The following is a 15,491-nucleotide window of genomic DNA, read 5'->3' on the forward strand; positions in this document are numbered from 1 at the left end:
ATGCGCCTGTTGATCGCCGCCATTGCTCTGCTCGCCTCGGCCTGTTCGCCGATGACGGCCCCCGACGCCACCGCCCCGACCCGGACGGCGGCCGAGGCCTGCGCCGCGCGCGGCGGCGACTTGATGCGGGTCGGGCGGCTGCAGACCGAGCGGTGCGTGGTGCCGTTCTCGGACGCGGGCCGAGTGTGCCGCGACGGCGACGACTGCATGGGTGACTGCCGCGCCAAGGAGGCGGGCCCGAACGCGGGCGAGGTCACCGGGGTCTGCGCCCCGAACGACCTGCCCTTCGGCTGCAACACGCCGATCGAGAACGGTCGCGCCCAGCCGACCCTGTGCGTCGACTAGGCGGGACCATGATGGCTGACGCCCGGGTGGCCATGACATGAGCCTGTCCGAGATCGCCCCTCTGCTGGGCCTCAACCTGCTGGCGATCACCGTCATCATGACCCTGCTGACCCGGCTGGCGGTGCGGTGGGGCGACGTCAGTTTCATCGACGGGGTCTGGCCGCTGGGGATGCTGTTCCTGGCGCTGATCACCTTTCCCCGGACCGACGGCGATCCGGTCAGAAAGGGGCTGATCCTGTGGCTGGTCGGCGTGTGGGCGATCCGGCTGGGCTGGCACCTGCTGAAGCGGTGGCGTGAACACGGCGCGGACCGGCGCTACACGGCCATTCTGGAGGGGCAGGCGAGGAAGGGCTGGAGTTTCCGCAGGACCGCCTTCCTCTTCGTCTTCCTGCCACAAGGAGCGCTGGCCTGGCTGAACAGCCTGCCGGCGCAGCTGGGCCAGATCGCCTATGCCCCGCCGATCGGCTGGATCGGCTGGACCGGGGCGGTGATCGTCGTCATCGGCATCGCCTTCGAGAGCATCGGCGACAGCCAGCTGGCGGCCTTCAAGAAAGACCCCGCCAACAAGGGCCAGGTCATGGATCGGGGTCTGTGGCGCTATACCCGGCACCCCAACTATTTCGGCGACGCCTGCGTGTGGTGGGGGCTTTGGCTGATCGCGGCGGAGACCGGCTGGGTCGGGATCGTCTCGATCGTCGGACCGCTCTTCCTGACCTTCACCCTGACGAAGTGGTCCGGCATCGGCATCACCGAAAAGGCGATCCGGTCGTCCCGGCCCGGCTATGAAGACTACATCCGCCGGACCAGCGCCTTCATCCCCTGGCCGCCTAAAAAGGGCTGAAGACCGGAGAGGTGGTCGCGTGGCTGAGAGGGCAAGAAAGAGGTTCATCACAGCGAACACAACGATACCGAGCTCGCGGTCCGGCCGCCGACCGGTCCTTGACGGATCGAGTTCACGAATCGGCGGCGAAGCCGCCCATTCTGGGCCCCGGTGCCTCAGATGAGCGAGCGGCGACCTCGACGTTCACTCGGTCCCGTCGTGTCCGTTGTGCCTTCGTTGTGCTCGCCGTGATGAACCTCTCGCCTACCGCGAGGCGGTCCTTCAGCGCCGGTAGGTCAGTTCGCAGCCGGCGGCGGCGGCGGCTTCCAGCGCGCCGGGCTTTTCGATGCGGACGGTGACGCCCAGCACGCGGGGGTCGAGCAGGCAATCCAGCGCCAGTCGTTCGGCGAAGGTCTCCACCAGGCCGACGTGGCCCTCGGCGACGATGCGCCGGCAGGCGGTGGCGACGGTCTCGTAGTTGATGGTGTCGGCCAGGCCGTGGACTTCGGCGGGGCCCAGATCCAGCGTCACGTCGATCACCAGCGTTTGTAGCCGACCGTGCTCATGGTCGTAGACGCCGATGCCGGCCTGGACCTGAAGGCCGCGCACGAAGACCCTCAGCCCCTCGCGGCGGGCGAGCGGGACGGACGCGGGAACGGCGGCGGGAAAGGACACAGGCGTCAGGGCTCCGGGAGGATGTCGGGCGTCTGCCACGCCAGATGCTGGCCCCCGTCGACCGCGATCATCTGTCCGGTCACCGAGCGGGCGTCAATCAGATAGAGTACCGCCGACGCGATGTCGTCGGGATCGGCCCCGTGGCCGAGCGGAACGGCGGCGGCCTCGACGGCGAACTCGGCCTCGGTCTGGTGGATGGACTTCAGGGTCGGACCCGGGCCCACGCCGTTGACGCGGATACGGGGAGCCAGGGCCTGGGCCATCGTCCGGGTCGCCCACCACAGGCCATTGCGCGACAGGGCATAGGAGACGAAGCGGGGATCGGGCTTCAGCACCCTCTGGTCCAGCAGATTGACCACCGCCGATCCGTCCGGGGCCTGGGCGGCGAAGGCTTCCATCAGCACGAGGGGCGCGCGGAGATTGGTCTCCATGTGCCAGTCCCAGCTCGCACGCTCCAGGGAACCGACGCGGTCGTCCTCGAACACCGAGGCGTTGTTCACGAGAACTGAGAGGGGGCCCAGAGCCTGGGTCGCGGCGGGGGTCAGGGCCCGGACCTGGGCCTCAACGGTCAGGTCGGCCGCCACGACGGCGGCGCGGCGGCCCAGGGCCCGCACCTCGGCGGCGACGGCTTCGGCGTCTTCAGCCGATGACCGGTGGTGGATGGCCACGTCATGACCACGTTCGGCCAAGGCCAGCGCGATGGCCCGGCCGATCCGGCGCGATCCCCCCGTGACGAGCGCCGCGCCGCGTGAAGGCTCAGTCAACCCGGCCGAACTCGATCGCATTGATGGCGGCGAGAACGACGACGAAACCGATGATGATGCCGAGGGCCAGCATGGGGATGCTCCTGTTCGCGGGACGGCATAGAATGACCAGACCCCCGCATCAAGCGTGCACAGGCCCCGGACGATCCATGAGCGAGTTTCCCGTCACCGTCTTTCACAACCCCGCTTGCGGCACGTCCCGCAACGTTGTGGCCGCGATCCGCCAGGTGGGGCGGGAGCCCGAGGTGGTCGAGTATCTGAAGTCCGGCTGGACCGAGACCTGCCTGCGCGACCTTCTGGCGCGGATGGGCGAGGGGCCGCGCGCCATCCTGCGCGACAAGGGCACGCCGGCGCAGGAGCTCGGCCTACTGAACGACGGGGTCTCCGATGACGACCTGATCGCGGCGATGGTCGAGCATCCGATCCTGGTGAACCGGCCGATCGTCGAGACCCCCCTGGGGGTGGTCCTGGCGCGACCCTCCGAGCGGGTGTTCGAGGTGCTGGACGTCCGGCCGGAGAGCTTCGTCAAGGAAGACGGCGAGGGCGTCCTCCTCTGACGCCGCTATCGCCCGGCCCGCCGGGTGTGGCAGCGTGCGCCGATGAACTGGCGCGTCCGAATCGAGCCCTACAGCCGCCCGCTGTTCTTCGCCTTTTCGCGCGCCAGCCGGGGCATGACGCTGGGCGTGCGCGCCGTGGCGGTTGACGCAGGCGGCCGCGTCATGCTGGTGCGCCACACCTATCTGGCGGGCTGGTGGCTGCCGGGCGGGGGCGTGGACCGGGGCGAAACCATCGGCGACGCGGCGGCGCGCGAGCTGTTCGAGGAGACGGGGCTGAGGGCGACCGCGCCTGGGCGACTGGTGTCCGTCCACTCCAACGAGCGGTTCTTTCGCGGCGACCATGTGCTGGTCTATCGGTTCGACGCCTTCGAGGTCGGCGAGCTGACCCATCGGGGCGAGATCGCCGAGATCGGCTGGTTCGCTCCCGATGCCCTGCCCGACGATGCCCACCGATCCACCCGCGCGCGCCTGGCCGAGATGTTCGCCGGCGCGCCTGTCGATCCGCTCTGGTAAGGACCCCGCATGAATCTCGGACCCTGGATCGCAATCTTCGCCGTCGTGCTGGCCGGAGGCGCGACCGCGCTCCAGGCGCCGACCAACGCCAAGCTGGCCGTGGCCGTCTCGGGCCCGGTCAACGCCGCCTTCGTTTCGTTCGCCGTCGGCACGGCGGCGCTGGGCATACTCGCGGCCATTCTGCACGCAAGGCCGGACATGGTCGCGGTCAAGGGCCTGCCGCCCTACGCGTGGATCGGCGGGCTCTACGGGGCGGTGTTCGTGGTCGCGGCGGCCTGGGCCGTGCCGCGTCTCGGTGTCGCCACGACCATCACCCTGATGGTGGCGGGCCAGTTGCTGATCAGCCTGGTGCTGGACCACTTTGGCGCGCTGGGCGTGCCGCGCGCGCCGATCAGCCTGACCCGGCTGGCGGGGGTGGCCCTGGTCATCGGCGGGGTCGTTCTGGTGCGGCGAGGCTGAGCAACGAAGCGTAACCCTGTGCGGCCGGCGAGCGAACGGTAGGCATCCTTCGCGCCGAGACCCCTGACATGACGTTCGCCAACGACCCCGCGCCGCCGACCGGCCGCCTCGACGCGCGCGCCTTCCTGCGCGCTGGGATCGTGCTGATCCTCCTGTGGTTCGGCTATATGAAGTTCCTGCCCTATGAGGCCGAGGGGGTTAAGGGGATCGCCGAGACCTATTGGCTGTTCGGCTGGATGTATCCGCTGATCGGCGTGCAAGGCGCGTCGATCGTCATCGGCGTGCTGGAGATCACCGCAGGACTGCTGATCGCGCTGGGGGGTCGATTTCCGTTCGCCGGTCTGGTCGGGGCGCTGATGGGGGTGGCGACCTTTGTGGTGACGCTCAGCTTCTTCTTCACCGCGCCGGGCATCGTGGCCGAGGGCTATGCCTTCCCGGCGCTCGGGGGGACGGGGCAGTTCCTGGCCAAGGACATCGGCCTGCTGGCGATCTGTCTCTATCTGTTGTTCGACGCCCAGAACCGGCTGGAGCTTTAGCACACGCCGTCACCCTCGGACTTGATCCGAGGGCCGGACGTTCCGCGCCGGGCATGCCGGCCGCTTGGCAAGATCTCGCGCTACGCCCGCGAACGCGCCGCTGACAATCCGATCCTCGGATCAAGTCCGAGGATGACGGCGGTGGTGGGGCCGGGGCCGGGGGTGCTATTCCACGGTCATGTCCGCCCCCCTCCCCGACGCCGGCAAGAACTGGGTCGACCTGCGCGCCCCCGAGGCGCTGAAGCCCTGGCTGAAGCTGGGGCGGTTCGACCGGCCGGTGGGAATCTGGCTTCTGCTGCTACCGGGGTGGCAGGGGATCGCCCTGGCCTTGGCGCAGAACCGCAAGACGCCAGACCTCTACGACGCTTGGCTGTTCCTGGGGTTCTTCATCGGAGCCTGTCTGATGCGGGCGGCGGGCTGTGCCTTCAACGACATCGTCGACCGCGACATCGACCGGCAGGTGGCCCGCACGGCCGCCCGACCCGTGGCGTCGGGCCGGATCAGCGTGAAACAGGCCCTGGCATTCGTGATCGGGTGCAGCCTGGTCGCCTTCCTGATCCTGCTGACCCTGGGCGGGACGGCCATCCTGCTGGGCTTCGGCTCGCTTGCTTTGGTCGCCGCCTATCCCTTCATGAAGCGGATCACCTGGTGGCCTCAGGCGTGGCTGGGCATCACCTTCAACTGGGGCGCGCTGATGGGCTATGCGGCCGTGACCGGAGAGGTGACGGTGGTGTCGGTCCTGCTGTGGGTCGGCGGCGTGTTCTGGACGCTCGGCTACGACACCGTCTACGCCCTGCAGGACATCGAGGACGACGCCATGGTGGGCGTGAAATCGACGGCGCGGCGGCTCGGCTCGGGCGTTCGGGCGGGCGTCGGCGTCTTCTATGCGGGCGCGGTGCTGTGCGCCGGTGTGGCGGGCGTGGCGGCGGGGCTGTGGCCGCTGTTCTTCCTGGGCCTTGGGGCCTACGCCCTGCATCTGGCCTGGCAGGTCTGGCGGTTGAGGCCCGACGACGGGGTTCTGGCGCTGAGGCTGTTCAAGTCCAACCGCGATGCGGGATTGATCCTGCTGGCGGCCATCACCCTGGGTGCGCTAACCCTTGGGGCCTGACCGGAGACCTTCGACCATGACCGCGCGCCGCCCCTTGATCGCCGTTTCCCTGCTGGCCCTGGCCACCCTGTCCGCCTGCGACCGCGACCGGGTGGAAGACGCCGCGCCCGCGACGCCCGCCCCCGGAACCGCCGCCGTCATCACGCCCGCCGAGGCCGCCGCGCCGATGGCGTTCGAGTCCAAGACCCCCTATGCCGAGGTCAGCCTGACCCTGCCGGTGGCACTTCGCAGCCAGCCGGACCTGCACGCCCGCCTCTATGCCGCCAACGTCCGCGACCTGCGCGCCTTCGCCGAGGGGGCCCAGGCCGACCGCACCGAAGCGGGCGGTGACGAAGGCCTGCCGCCCTACGACAAGACCATCGAGATCACCCCGGGGGCCGAGACCGCCAAACTGTTCAGCCTGATGCGGACGGCGTCGGAATACACCGGCGGGGCCCACCCCAATGCCCAGTTCAGCGCCATCCTGTGGGACAAGGCCCTGAAGCGCGAGATCGCCGCCGCCGATCTGTTCACCAAGCCCGCCGACATGACGGCCCTGGACCAGGCCCTGTGCGCCGCCATCAATGCCGAGAAGCGTCGCCGCGACCCGGCAGCCCAAACCGTCAGCCTGACCGGCACCGGAAACTGGAAATGCCCCCGGGCGGCCGAGACGCCCTTCGTCCTGGCGGCCTCGACCGAGCCTGGCAAGGCGGGGGGGCTGACCTTCCTGGTCGGGCCCTATGTCGTCGGGCCCTATGCCGAGGGGACCTATGAGGTCAGCGTCCCGGTGACGGCGTTCCGGGGCCTGATCGCCCCCGCCTATGCCGGCGAGTTCGGGGGGGCGTTGAAGGTGGGGTGAGCCCTATTTTCTCCCTCCCCCTCGGGGGAGGGAGAGCGATGACCGCCTACCTCAGGAACGCGTCCACCGCCGCGCCGAACAGGGCGGGTTGATCAGCCATGATGAAGTGGCGCGCGCCATCGATACGGACCAGTTCGACGCCCGGCAGGGTCGCATACTCCCGTGTCCACAAAGCTTCGGCCATGGCGGGCGGTGGGCCGCCGTCGGCGTCGGTGGCATAAAGGGCCGTCACGGGGGTCGTCATGGCGGCGAGACCCGGTCGGGCGTCGGTCGTCACGACGTCGGAGAAGGCGGCGGCCACGGCGCGGCGGTCGCTGGCCATCGACCAGGCCACCATCGCCTCGCGGATCGCCGGATCGCGAGCCAGGCCCTGGGCCGCCTGCTCCTGCTGGGCGCGATAGGTGGCGTCGTCGGCCGCGAGCATGGCGGCGGCCATCCGGGCGGCGACGGGCCGGGCCGTCTCTGCGGTGACGGTGGGCCCGAACAGGGCGGAATAGAACGGCAGGGCATCGACGATCATCAGCCGTCCGACCAGATCCGGCCGGCGCTGGGCCAGCAGCAGGCCTGACAAGCCGCCCATTGAGTGGCCGATGACGGCCGGGCGCTCCAGCCCGGCCTCGGCGATGTAGCGAGCCAGTTCGGCGACCTCGGGCTCGACGAACGGGCCGTCGCCGTGTGTCCAGGGCTCGCCCGCGAACCCGGCCAGTTGCACGAGGTGGACGCGGTGGGTCCCGGACAGACGATTGGCCAGCGGTCGCCAGACCTCGCGCGAGGAAGCCAGGCCGGGGATCAGGATGACGTCGGGACCCGCGCCGACGACCTCGACTGATAGCCGGTCGGAGGCGAAGGTCGGGCTCACCTGGGCATGGGCATCTCCGGGCGTGACGGTGGCGGCGAGCGGCGCGGCGACCAGAGCGGTGGCGAGCCCCAGGGCGCGCAGGATCGCGCGCCCGGGGTGGGCGGTGTTCAACATGGCGATGTCCTTTGGGTCAGGTTATCGTGACAAATGGTCAGGTGTGTGGATTGGTGAAGATCGCCTCGACCGGCTCTTCGAAGACGGCGGAAATCCGGTAGGCGAGGTCGAGTGACGGATCGTGTTTTTCGGTTTCCAGGGCGTTGACGGCCTGGCGCGAAACCCCGATGGCGCGACCCAGCTGGTCCTGGGTCCAGCCGCGCGCAGAGCGCAGGTCCTTCATGCGGTTCTTCATCGGCTGGTCCGGATGAAGGGAGTGACCAGACCGAACAGGCCCCAGAACAGGGGATAGATGATCCAGCCGGGCGCATGCGGCGCGTCGCCGTAGCTCTCCATGAAGCCCCAGCCCGAGAACAGCGCCATCGACAGGCCCGACGCGACGATGAAGCGCTTGGCTGTGATAGCCCGCAGAAACTCGTCGGACTCGTTCATCAGCGACAATGTGGCCCACATCTGCCCGGCGATCGGCGCGGCGATGGCGAGGCCGAGGAAGACGCCCGCCCGCTGACCGATCATCTCGTCAAACGCGCCCAGAATGGCCGCGGTGTTGACCGCCACATAACCGGCCATGAAGGCCATGGTGCGAATGACATAGCGTCGATGCGCCGGGTCCGCGTTCGCCAGGGATGTCATTCACCGCCTCCTTGATGTAAGGTCAGCATGACAGACGTGATAATGTAATGTCAACCTTACATTCTGAGTCGCCCTCGCGTGAGCGTGTAGCGTGCGATATCCTGCCGACCATGTCCGCAGCACCGCGTATCTCGCCGTCTGATCTTTTCGCGCCGAAAGCCTGGGCTCCGTTCCAGTCCCGCTCGACGTGGAAGGGGCCGCTGCTGGTTGCCCACTGCTGGGGCGTGATCGCGCTCGCGATCGGGGTTGGCGTCTGGCAACCGATCCTGATCCCCCTTTGCGTCATGGTGATCGGCACGCGCCAGCTGGGCCTGGCCATCCTGATGCACGAGGCCGCGCACGGGGCCCTGGCGCGGAACCTGAAGTTCAACGACTTTCTCGGACAGTGGCTCTGCGCCGTGCCGGTCGGAGCCTCGCTGACCGCCTATCGGCCCTATCACCTGGCGCACCATCGGTTCGCCCAGCAGCCGGAGGACCCGGACCTGATGCTGTCGGCGCCGTTCCCGGTCAACGGCGCGTCCCTGCGGCGCAAGATGGTCCGCGACCTGACCGGCCAGACCTTCTTCAAGCAGCGCGTGCTGCTGCCGCTGGCGGCCCTGCGCGGCCGGGCGGCGGAGGGGGAAAAGGCGCACGACTATGACGCCGCGGTCACAGGCCGATCGGTCGCGGCCTTCCTGCTGTTCAACGCGGCGCTGCTGGCGGGCCTGACCCTGCTCGGCGTCTGGTGGGCCTTTTTCGCCCTGTGGCTGCTGCCCATGGCGACCTGGTTTCCGCTGGTGACGCGGCTGAGGAACATCGCCGAACACGCCTGCGTCGAGGGCTCCGCCGACGACGCCTTTCGCGCCGCGCGCACGACCCGGGCGTCGTGGTGGGAGCGCGCCTTCATCGCCCCCTACTGGGTCAACTTCCACGCCGAGCATCACCTGTTCATGCATGTGCCCTGCTGGAACCTGCCGCGCCTGCACCGGGCGATCCGCGCGACCGAGCCCGGTGGACGGATGGAGGTAGCCGGCGGCTATGTCGAGGTGCTGACAAAGGCGGCGTCGCGGGTGGGCTGATCGGCCGTCTTGTCGCGGCTACCCCATGCCGCATTGCCGCGACCGCGTGGCGAGCGCCTGTTCGCTGGATGCGTCCGCCCCCGCCCTCGCCTCGCGGCTCGTCACCGTCCCGCGGCCTGTCCGTGCCGACCGGCCGCCTGTCGCGGCTGGCGCGGTTCGGCGGGATGGCGACGGGCATCGCGGGCAATGTGCTGGCCGAGGGCGCGGCGCAGATGGCGCGGGGCGGCCGGCCCAGAGTCAGCGACCTGTTGTTGACTCCCGCCAACGCGCTTCGGGTCACCGAGGAGCTCGCCCAGCTGCGTGGGGCGGCGATGAAGGTCGGGCAGCTGATGTCGATGGACGCGGGCGAACTGCTGCCGCCCGAGCTGTCGGACATCCTGGCGCGGCTGCGGTCCGACGCCCGGCCCATGCCGCCGGTCCAGCTGACGGCGGCGCTGAACCGCCGCTGGGGCCGCGACTGGCCGGAGCGGTTCGCGCGGTTCGACATGGAGCCCGTCGCCGCCGCCTCGATCGGCCAGGTCCACCGCGCCCTGACCCGCGAGGGCCGCGATCTGGCGATCAAGGTCCAGTACCCCGGCGTCCGACGCAGCATCGACAGCGACGTCGACAATGTCGCCACCCTCATGCGCGTCTCGGGCATCCTGCCGCGCGAGATCGATCTGGCCCCCCTGTTGGTCGAGGCCAAGCGACAGCTGCACGAGGAGGCCGACTATGCGCGCGAGGCTCAGCACCTGGCGCGCTTCGGCGCGCTGCTGGCGGGCGATCCGGACCACGTCGTGCCCGGCCTGTGCGCGGAACTGACCCGCCCCGACGTCCTGGCCATGGACTATGTCGAGGGCGGACCGGTCGAAGCCATGACGACGGCGTCGCAGGCCGAGCGCGACAGGATCGCCACCCTGATGATCCGGCTGTTGCTGCGCGAGCTGTTCGAATTCGGCCTGATGCAGACCGATCCCAACTTCGCCAACTACCGGGTCGACGTCTCCGGGCGGCTGGTGCTGCTGGACTTCGGGGCGACGCGGGCGATCCCGCCGGAGCTGGCCGAGGGTTATCGCGGGTTGATGCGTGCGGCGCTCGCCGACGACCGACAGGCGGCGATCGCGGCGGCGCGGGCCATCGGCTTCTTCGATGACCGGGCCATGGCCCGCGACGCCGAGCTGGAGGCCATGTTCGACCTGGCCCTGGCGCCGTTCCGCGGCGAGGGTCCCTTCGACTTCAGCGACACCTCGGTGACGGCGAAGCTGCGCGACCGGGGCATGGTCTTCGCCCAGGACCGCAGTGTCTGGCATGTGCCGCCGGTCGACACCCTGTTCGTGCAGAGAAAGCTGGGCGGGGTCTATCTGCTGGCCAGCCGCCTGAGAGCCAAGGTCGAGGTGCGGACGCTGCTGGAGCCCTGGCTCTAGGCATTCGTTCGCAGAGTTGATCTGTTCCTCACTTTTCCGCTCATCCCCGCGAAAGCGGGGACCCAGTGTTTAGGTGAGGCACGACGTCCGGGATGACGATCAGCGTTGGATGGCAACGGTCATCGCCCAAAGAACTGGGTCCCCGCTTTCGCGGGGATGAGCGGAAAAAATCAGTGAGCCAAAGGAGGCCACGGTTCCTCTAGCCGTCCGGGACGACGGGGCTCATACCCCAGACGTGCCCATCCCCGATGCGACCGCCTTCATCCGCGCCAACACCCGGCCGCAGACCGTGCCTCATGCGCCGGAGATCACCCTGTGGCTGGCCGATGAGGTCACGCCGATCTGGCGGCTGACGGAGGAGGAGCTGGAGGCACTGGGTCTGCCGCCGCCGTTCTGGGCCTTCGCATGGGCGGGCGGACAGGCGCTGGCCCGCTGGCTTCTGGACCATCCGGCCGAGGTGGCGGGCAAGCGCGTGCTGGACTTCGCGGCGGGGTCGGGCCTCGTTGGCATCGCGGCGATGAAGGCGGGCGCGACGAGCGTCCTGTGCGCCGACATCGACCCGTTCTGCGCCGCCGCCGTCGCCTTGAACGCCGAGGCGAATGGGGTGGAGATCGCCTTCACCGACGCCGACCTGCTGGTCGCCCCACCGCCGGATGTGGACGTCATCTGCGCCGGGGACGTCTGCTACGAACAGCCGATGGCGGGGCGGGTGCTCGACTGGCTGGGGCGGGCGGGGGCCAACGGCACAAGGGTGTTGATCGGAGACCCGCACCGGACCTATTTCCCCCGCGAGGGCCTGACCTTCCTGGCCGAATACCGGGTGCCCACCACTCGCGAGCTGGAGGATTTCGAGATCAAGCGCACCTCGGTCTGGGCCCTGCCCTGAACCCGCTCGCGCAGGCGTGAGAAAGGCACCGCTTGGCCCGCCGCCGCCTTGCGCCCATGTTTCGTCCATGCGCGTCGCCCTCGCCCTGATCGCTCTCGCAGTCGCCAGTCCGGTGACGGCCCAGACCTGGCTGGGGCCGGGGGTCTCCCCCGGTGAGGTGCAACGCTACCGCATCGAACAGCAACGCCTGCGCTCGGCCGAACAGGCCGCCTTCGCCCGCCAGCAGACGCTGAACAGCCGCCTGACCCGGCTGGAAGTCGAGGCCGCCCGCCAGCCCGAGCCCTACATCCCCCATGTCCAGCCCCTGCCGCGGACATCCGGCGCCCCCTCCGTCGCCGGGGCCACCCAGCGGCGCGAGGCGGTGTCGAGCGGCGTAGGACAGATCGACGACTGGCTGGATCGCCAACCCCGCTAAGCATCCCTTTCCCCAGACCCGCGTTCCGGCTTAGCTTGGGATCAGAGGGCGAGGGAGAACGGCATGCGCTGGCAGGGTGGACGCAGGGGCGGCGGGGTCGAGGACCGACGCGGCATGGGCGGTGGCGCGGTCGCGGGCGGCGGCATCGGCGTCGCGGTTCTGGCCATCATCGGCTATGTCTTCTTCGGCATCGACCCGACCACCACGACCCAGGTCGCCAGCCAGTTCGGCGCGGCCGGGGCTTCGCAGGAAGGCCGCGAAGGCACGCCCGAGGATCAGGCCGGCCTGTTTATCGACGTCGTGGGCCGCAACATCAACGACGTCTGGGCCCAGAAGCTGGACGGCTACCAGCCGCCCGCCAACATCGTCCTGTACGAACAGGGCACCAACACCGGCTGTGGCTATGGCCAGGCGGCGTTCGGCCCCTTCTATTGCCCGGCCGATCGCCAGGTCTATCTGGACCTCAGCTTTTGGCAGGAGATGGAGACGCGGCTGGGCGCCTCCGGTGCCGACTTCGCTCGCGCCTATGTCCTGGCCCACGAGGTCGGCCATCACATCCAGACCCTGACCGGGGCCTCCGAACAGGTTCAGCAGGCGCAACAGCGCGCCTCATCCGAGGCCGAGGGCAACCGCTATTCCGTGGCGCTGGAGCTCCAGGCCGACTGCTACGCCGGGGTCTGGGCCGCCAACGCCGCCGCCGTATCCGGAGGCGAGGTGGCGCTGGAACCGGGCGATCTGGAAGAAGGTCTGCGCACTGCCTCGGCCATCGGCGACGACGCCCTGCAACGCAACGCCGGGCGCGGCGTGAACCCCGAAAGCTTCACCCACGGCTCGTCAGCCCAGCGCATGGAATGGCTCCAGCGTGGCTATCAGTCCGGCGACCCGGCGGCGTGCGACACCTTCCGGGGTCTCTAGACCGCTTGTTGCGGCGCACACGGCGCGGCATGGTCCGGATGTGACCCCCGTTCCGACCGCCGCCTCCGCTCTGAAATCCGCCCGCCGCATCGTGGTGAAGGTGGGCTCGTCGCTGGTGGTCGAGGCCGACAGCCGGGGCGCGGCCCTGTCGTGGATGGCGTCCCTGGCCGAGGATCTGGCCGGGCTGCGCGCCGGCGGGCGTCAGGTGATCCTGGTGTCGTCCGGGGCCGTCGCGCTCGGGCGCGGGCGTCTCGGGCTGGAGAAGAACGCGCGGCTGGACGAGAAACAGGCCGCGGCCGCCGTGGGGCAATCCCTGCTGATGCAGGCGTGGGATCAGGCCCTGTCGCCGTTGGGCATGACCCCGGCCCAGATCCTGCTGACCCGCGACGACACCGAACGCCGCCGCCGCTGGCTGAACGCGCGCGCCACGATCGAGGCCCTGATGAAGCTGGGGGCCGTGCCGGTGGTCAACGAGAACGACACCGTGGCGACCGAAGAGATCCGTTACGGCGACAACGACCGGCTGGCGGCGCGAGCGGCCCAGCTGGCGCGGGCGGACCTCTTGATCCTGCTCTCGGATGTCGATGGTCTTTATACGGACGATCCGCGCCGCAACCCTTCTGCGGGCCACCTGCCGCTTATTGAGGCGCTGACGCCCGAGGTGCTGGCCATGGCGGGTGGGGCGAACGCCGAGGCCGACGTCGGCACCGGCGGCATGGCGACCAAGCTGGAGGCGGCGCGCATCGCTCGTTCGGCGGGATGCGCGACCCTGATCGTCTCGGGGCTGACCCATCGGCCGCTGGCGGCGGTCGGCACGGGCGCCAGGGCCACGCTGATCACCGCACCGGCGAGCCCCATGGCGGCCTACAAGTCCTGGATCGCGGGCAGTCTGGAGCCGGCCGGCAGCCTGACCGTCGATGCGGGCGCCGCCGAGGCCCTGGTCGCGGGGCGCAGCCTGCTGGCGTCGGGCGTTCGCGGCGTCGAGGGCCGGTTCGACCGGGGCGATTGCGTTCGCGTGACCGGCGAGAAGGGCCAGGCGCTGGGCGTCGGCCTCGCCGCCTATGCCGCCGAGGAGATGGAGCGCATCCGGGGTCGACACTCCGGAGAGATCGAGGCCATCGTGGGCTACAAGGGCCCGGGCGTGGCCATCCACCGCGACGACCTGGTGCTGAACCGATGACGCTTGACGCCACGATGCTGGAGATGGGCCGCCGGGCGCGGACCGGAGCCGAGGCCCTGCGCACGGCGACCGCCGCGACCCGTTCGGCGGCCCTGTCGGCCATGGCCGCGGCCCTGCGCGACCGGGCCCAGCCGATCCTCGACGCCAATGCCGCCGACGTGGACCGCGCGCGGTCGAGGGGGGTCACCGAGGCGCTGATCGACCGCCTGGCCCTGACCCCCGCCCGGATCGCCGCCATGGCCGGAGCGGTCGAGGAGGTCGCCGCCTTTCCCGACCCCCTCGGACAGGCGACGGCGAACTGGACGCGGCCCAACGGCCTGGCGTTCAGCCGGGTGCGGACGCCGCTGGGCGTGCTGGCCATCATCTATGAGAGCCGGCCGAACGTGACGGCGGACGCGGCGGCCCTGTGCATCCGCTCGGGCAATGCCGCGATCCTGAGGTCGGGCTCGGACTGTCTGGACAGCGCGCTCGCCATCCACGCCGCCGTGACGGAGGGGCTGACCGCAGCGGGCCTGCCCGGGGAGGCCGTGCAGCTGGTCGACACCCCCGACCGGGCCGCCGTCGGAGCCCTGCTGACCGGGCTGGGCGGGACGATCGACCTGCTGATCCCGCGCGGCGGGCGCAGTCTGGTCGAGCGGGTCCAGGCCGAGGCGCGCGTGCCCGTGCTGGGCCATCTGGAGGGGATGAACCACACCTATCTGCACGCCTCCGCCGATCCCGACATGGCGGTGGCGGTGGTTCTGAACGCCAAGATGCGGCGGGTGTCGGTCTGTGGCGCGACCGAAACCCTGCTGGTCGATCGCGAGGCCGCCGGGCGCCTGCTGCCCCCGGTCGCCGAGGCTCTGATGGCGGCCGGGTGCGAACTGCGCGGCGACGCCGGGGCCCGCGCCCTGATCCCCGGCATGGGCGAGGCCGAAGAGGCCGACTGGTCCACCGAATATCTTGCGCCGATCCTGTCGGTGAAGGTCGTGGAGGGGCTGGACGAAGCGGTCGAGCATATCAACCGCTACGGCTCGGGCCACACCGAGGCGATCGTGGCCGAGGACAGTTTCGCGGCCGCCGCCTTCCAGTCGGTGGTCGACGCCTCAATCGTGCTGTGGAACGCCTCGACCCAGTTCGCCGACGGCGGAGAGTTCGGCTTCGGCGGCGAGATCGGCATCTCCACCTCGCGCCTCCACGCCCGGGGTCCGGTCGGGGCGGAGCAGCTGACCAGCTACAAATACGTCGTCACCGGGACGGGGCAGACGCGGCCGTGATCCTCCCCCGTTGGGGGAGGTGGATCCGTAGCGAAGCGGAGGAGACGGAGGGGGTGACCGCGAACGCCGTCATGCGCGGCGGGGGCCCCCCCCCCCCCCCCCGGGCCCCCCCCCCCCCCCGGGGGGGGGGGGGGGGGGGGGGGCCCCCGCCCCCCCC

At 70.2% G+C, this 15,491-nt stretch carries 20 protein-coding genes; 15 read left to right on the forward strand and 5 right to left on the reverse strand.

Going from position 1 to position 15,491, the window contains the following annotated elements; translation table 11 throughout:
- A complete protein-coding gene (locus ABN401_RS06880; RefSeq protein WP_349684090.1) occupies positions 1–345 on the forward strand; it encodes a hypothetical protein in 345 nt (114 codons plus the stop codon).
- A 37-nt stretch (positions 346–382) separates the two neighbouring features.
- Entirely contained in the window at positions 383–1,186 is an 804-nt protein-coding gene (locus tag ABN401_RS06885; protein WP_349684091.1) for a DUF1295 domain-containing protein, read from the forward strand.
- 261 nt (positions 1,187–1,447) lie between these two features.
- Here ABN401_RS06885 and folB read toward each other — a convergent pair whose 3' ends face one another.
- Both folB and ABN401_RS06895 read right to left on the reverse strand, forming a co-directional pair.
- A complete protein-coding gene (gene folB, locus ABN401_RS06890; RefSeq protein WP_349684092.1) occupies positions 1,448–1,840 on the reverse strand; it encodes a dihydroneopterin aldolase in 393 nt (130 codons plus the stop codon).
- Between the two features lie 5 nt (positions 1,841–1,845).
- Positions 1,846–2,604, reverse strand: a complete 759-nt coding sequence (locus ABN401_RS06895) for an SDR family oxidoreductase (RefSeq protein WP_432763526.1) — start codon at positions 2,602–2,604, stop codon at positions 1,846–1,848.
- A gap of 149 nt (positions 2,605–2,753) precedes the next feature.
- Between ABN401_RS06895 and arsC the strand changes: the two genes are divergently transcribed.
- The 6 genes from arsC to ABN401_RS06925 all read left to right on the forward strand — a co-directional run bounded on the left by arsC (position 2,754) and on the right by ABN401_RS06925 (position 6,615).
- The gene (arsC, locus tag ABN401_RS06900) at positions 2,754–3,161 is read left to right on the forward strand and encodes an arsenate reductase (glutaredoxin) (protein WP_349684094.1); all 408 of its coding nucleotides are present in this window, start codon (positions 2,754–2,756) and stop codon (positions 3,159–3,161) included.
- A 42-nt stretch (positions 3,162–3,203) separates the two neighbouring features.
- Positions 3,204–3,674 carry an NUDIX domain-containing protein gene (locus tag ABN401_RS06905; protein ID WP_349684095.1) on the forward strand — a complete coding sequence of 157 codons (471 nt, stop codon included), beginning with the start codon at positions 3,204–3,206 and terminating at the stop codon, positions 3,672–3,674.
- A gap of 9 nt (positions 3,675–3,683) precedes the next feature.
- Positions 3,684–4,133, forward strand: a complete 450-nt coding sequence (locus ABN401_RS06910; protein ID WP_349684096.1) for a DMT family transporter — start codon at positions 3,684–3,686, stop codon at positions 4,131–4,133.
- Between the two features lie 68 nt (positions 4,134–4,201).
- Positions 4,202–4,669: a YkgB family protein gene (locus ABN401_RS06915; protein WP_349684097.1), complete on the forward strand. Its 468-nt coding sequence runs from the start codon at positions 4,202–4,204 to the stop codon at positions 4,667–4,669.
- Positions 4,670–4,847: 178 nt separating this feature from the next.
- A complete protein-coding gene (gene ubiA / locus ABN401_RS06920) occupies positions 4,848–5,777 on the forward strand; it encodes a 4-hydroxybenzoate octaprenyltransferase (RefSeq protein ID WP_349684098.1) in 930 nt (309 codons plus the stop codon).
- Positions 5,778–5,793: 16 nt separating this feature from the next.
- Positions 5,794–6,615 carry a DUF3298 and DUF4163 domain-containing protein gene (locus tag ABN401_RS06925; RefSeq protein WP_349684099.1) on the forward strand — a complete coding sequence of 274 codons (822 nt, stop codon included), beginning with the start codon at positions 5,794–5,796 and terminating at the stop codon, positions 6,613–6,615.
- A gap of 46 nt (positions 6,616–6,661) precedes the next feature.
- Here the strand turns inward: ABN401_RS06925 and ABN401_RS06930 are convergent, their stop codons facing one another.
- Genes ABN401_RS06930 through ABN401_RS06940 form a run of 3 tightly spaced genes read right to left on the reverse strand, consistent with a single transcriptional unit; the run spans position 6,662 to position 8,221 of the window.
- Positions 6,662–7,588, reverse strand: a complete 927-nt coding sequence (locus ABN401_RS06930; protein WP_349684100.1) for an alpha/beta fold hydrolase — start codon at positions 7,586–7,588, stop codon at positions 6,662–6,664.
- Between the two features lie 37 nt (positions 7,589–7,625).
- A complete protein-coding gene (locus ABN401_RS06935; RefSeq protein ID WP_349684101.1) occupies positions 7,626–7,823 on the reverse strand; it encodes a helix-turn-helix transcriptional regulator in 198 nt (65 codons plus the stop codon).
- Positions 7,820–8,221 carry a hypothetical protein gene (locus ABN401_RS06940; RefSeq protein WP_349684102.1) on the reverse strand — a complete coding sequence of 134 codons (402 nt, stop codon included), beginning with the start codon at positions 8,219–8,221 and terminating at the stop codon, positions 7,820–7,822. The genes ABN401_RS06935 and ABN401_RS06940 overlap by 4 nt, the downstream gene beginning before the upstream one ends.
- A gap of 110 nt (positions 8,222–8,331) precedes the next feature.
- Here ABN401_RS06940 and ABN401_RS06945 point away from each other — a divergent pair, with 110 nt between their 5' ends.
- The 7 genes from ABN401_RS06945 to ABN401_RS06975 all read left to right on the forward strand — a co-directional run bounded on the left by ABN401_RS06945 (position 8,332) and on the right by ABN401_RS06975 (position 15,334).
- Positions 8,332–9,279, forward strand: a complete 948-nt coding sequence (locus ABN401_RS06945; protein WP_349684103.1) for a fatty acid desaturase family protein — start codon at positions 8,332–8,334, stop codon at positions 9,277–9,279.
- Between the two features lie 122 nt (positions 9,280–9,401).
- The gene (locus ABN401_RS06950; RefSeq protein ID WP_349684104.1) at positions 9,402–10,682 is read left to right on the forward strand and encodes an ABC1 kinase family protein; all 1,281 of its coding nucleotides are present in this window, start codon (positions 9,402–9,404) and stop codon (positions 10,680–10,682) included.
- A 235-nt stretch (positions 10,683–10,917) separates the two neighbouring features.
- On the forward strand, positions 10,918–11,568 hold the full coding sequence (locus ABN401_RS06955) for a class I SAM-dependent methyltransferase (RefSeq protein ID WP_349684105.1): 651 nt from the start codon (positions 10,918–10,920) through the stop codon (positions 11,566–11,568).
- A gap of 67 nt (positions 11,569–11,635) precedes the next feature.
- The gene (locus tag ABN401_RS06960; protein ID WP_349684106.1) at positions 11,636–11,983 is read left to right on the forward strand and encodes a hypothetical protein; all 348 of its coding nucleotides are present in this window, start codon (positions 11,636–11,638) and stop codon (positions 11,981–11,983) included.
- Between the two features lie 63 nt (positions 11,984–12,046).
- Positions 12,047–12,898, forward strand: coding sequence for a KPN_02809 family neutral zinc metallopeptidase (gene ypfJ, locus ABN401_RS06965; protein ID WP_349684107.1), 852 nt, complete (start codon positions 12,047–12,049; stop codon positions 12,896–12,898).
- Between the two features lie 40 nt (positions 12,899–12,938).
- Positions 12,939–14,078: a glutamate 5-kinase gene (gene proB / locus ABN401_RS06970; RefSeq protein WP_349684108.1), complete on the forward strand. Its 1,140-nt coding sequence runs from the start codon at positions 12,939–12,941 to the stop codon at positions 14,076–14,078.
- On the forward strand, positions 14,075–15,334 hold the full coding sequence (locus ABN401_RS06975; RefSeq protein WP_349684109.1) for a glutamate-5-semialdehyde dehydrogenase: 1,260 nt from the start codon (positions 14,075–14,077) through the stop codon (positions 15,332–15,334). Before proB ends, ABN401_RS06975 begins: the two co-directional genes overlap by 4 nt.
- Positions 15,335–15,491 lie beyond the last annotated feature (157 nt).

It is taken from the genome of Brevundimonas aurifodinae (genome assembly GCF_040195595.1).
Taxonomy (GTDB): domain Bacteria; phylum Pseudomonadota; class Alphaproteobacteria; order Caulobacterales; family Caulobacteraceae; genus Brevundimonas; species Brevundimonas aurifodinae.

What these genes read in the sequence shown, in the direction of transcription:
- ABN401_RS06885 (WP_349684091.1), top strand. Translation starts at nt 383, where the DNA reads ATGAGCCTGTCCGAGATCGCCCCTCTGCTGGGCCTCAACCTGCTGGCG.
- ABN401_RS06960 (WP_349684106.1), top strand. Translation starts at nt 11,636, where the DNA reads ATGCGCGTCGCCCTCGCCCTGATCGCTCTCGCAGTCGCCAGTCCGGTG.
- ABN401_RS06940 (WP_349684102.1), bottom strand. Translation starts at nt 8,221, where the DNA reads ATGACATCCCTGGCGAACGCGGACCCGGCGCATCGACGCTATGTCATT.
- ubiA (WP_349684098.1), top strand. Translation starts at nt 4,848, where the DNA reads ATGTCCGCCCCCCTCCCCGACGCCGGCAAGAACTGGGTCGACCTGCGC.
- ABN401_RS06925 (WP_349684099.1), top strand. Translation starts at nt 5,794, where the DNA reads ATGACCGCGCGCCGCCCCTTGATCGCCGTTTCCCTGCTGGCCCTGGCC.
- ypfJ (WP_349684107.1), top strand. Translation starts at nt 12,047, where the DNA reads ATGCGCTGGCAGGGTGGACGCAGGGGCGGCGGGGTCGAGGACCGACGC.
- ABN401_RS06935 (WP_349684101.1), bottom strand. Translation starts at nt 7,823, where the DNA reads ATGAAGAACCGCATGAAGGACCTGCGCTCTGCGCGCGGCTGGACCCAG.
- ABN401_RS06915 (WP_349684097.1), top strand. Translation starts at nt 4,202, where the DNA reads ATGACGTTCGCCAACGACCCCGCGCCGCCGACCGGCCGCCTCGACGCG.
- arsC (WP_349684094.1), top strand. Translation starts at nt 2,754, where the DNA reads ATGAGCGAGTTTCCCGTCACCGTCTTTCACAACCCCGCTTGCGGCACG.
- ABN401_RS06930 (WP_349684100.1), bottom strand. Translation starts at nt 7,588, where the DNA reads ATGTTGAACACCGCCCACCCCGGGCGCGCGATCCTGCGCGCCCTGGGG.
- ABN401_RS06880 (WP_349684090.1), top strand. Translation starts at nt 1, where the DNA reads ATGCGCCTGTTGATCGCCGCCATTGCTCTGCTCGCCTCGGCCTGTTCG.
- ABN401_RS06910 (WP_349684096.1), top strand. Translation starts at nt 3,684, where the DNA reads ATGAATCTCGGACCCTGGATCGCAATCTTCGCCGTCGTGCTGGCCGGA.
- ABN401_RS06945 (WP_349684103.1), top strand. Translation starts at nt 8,332, where the DNA reads ATGTCCGCAGCACCGCGTATCTCGCCGTCTGATCTTTTCGCGCCGAAA.
- ABN401_RS06905 (WP_349684095.1), top strand. Translation starts at nt 3,204, where the DNA reads ATGAACTGGCGCGTCCGAATCGAGCCCTACAGCCGCCCGCTGTTCTTC.
- ABN401_RS06975 (WP_349684109.1), top strand. Translation starts at nt 14,075, where the DNA reads ATGACGCTTGACGCCACGATGCTGGAGATGGGCCGCCGGGCGCGGACC.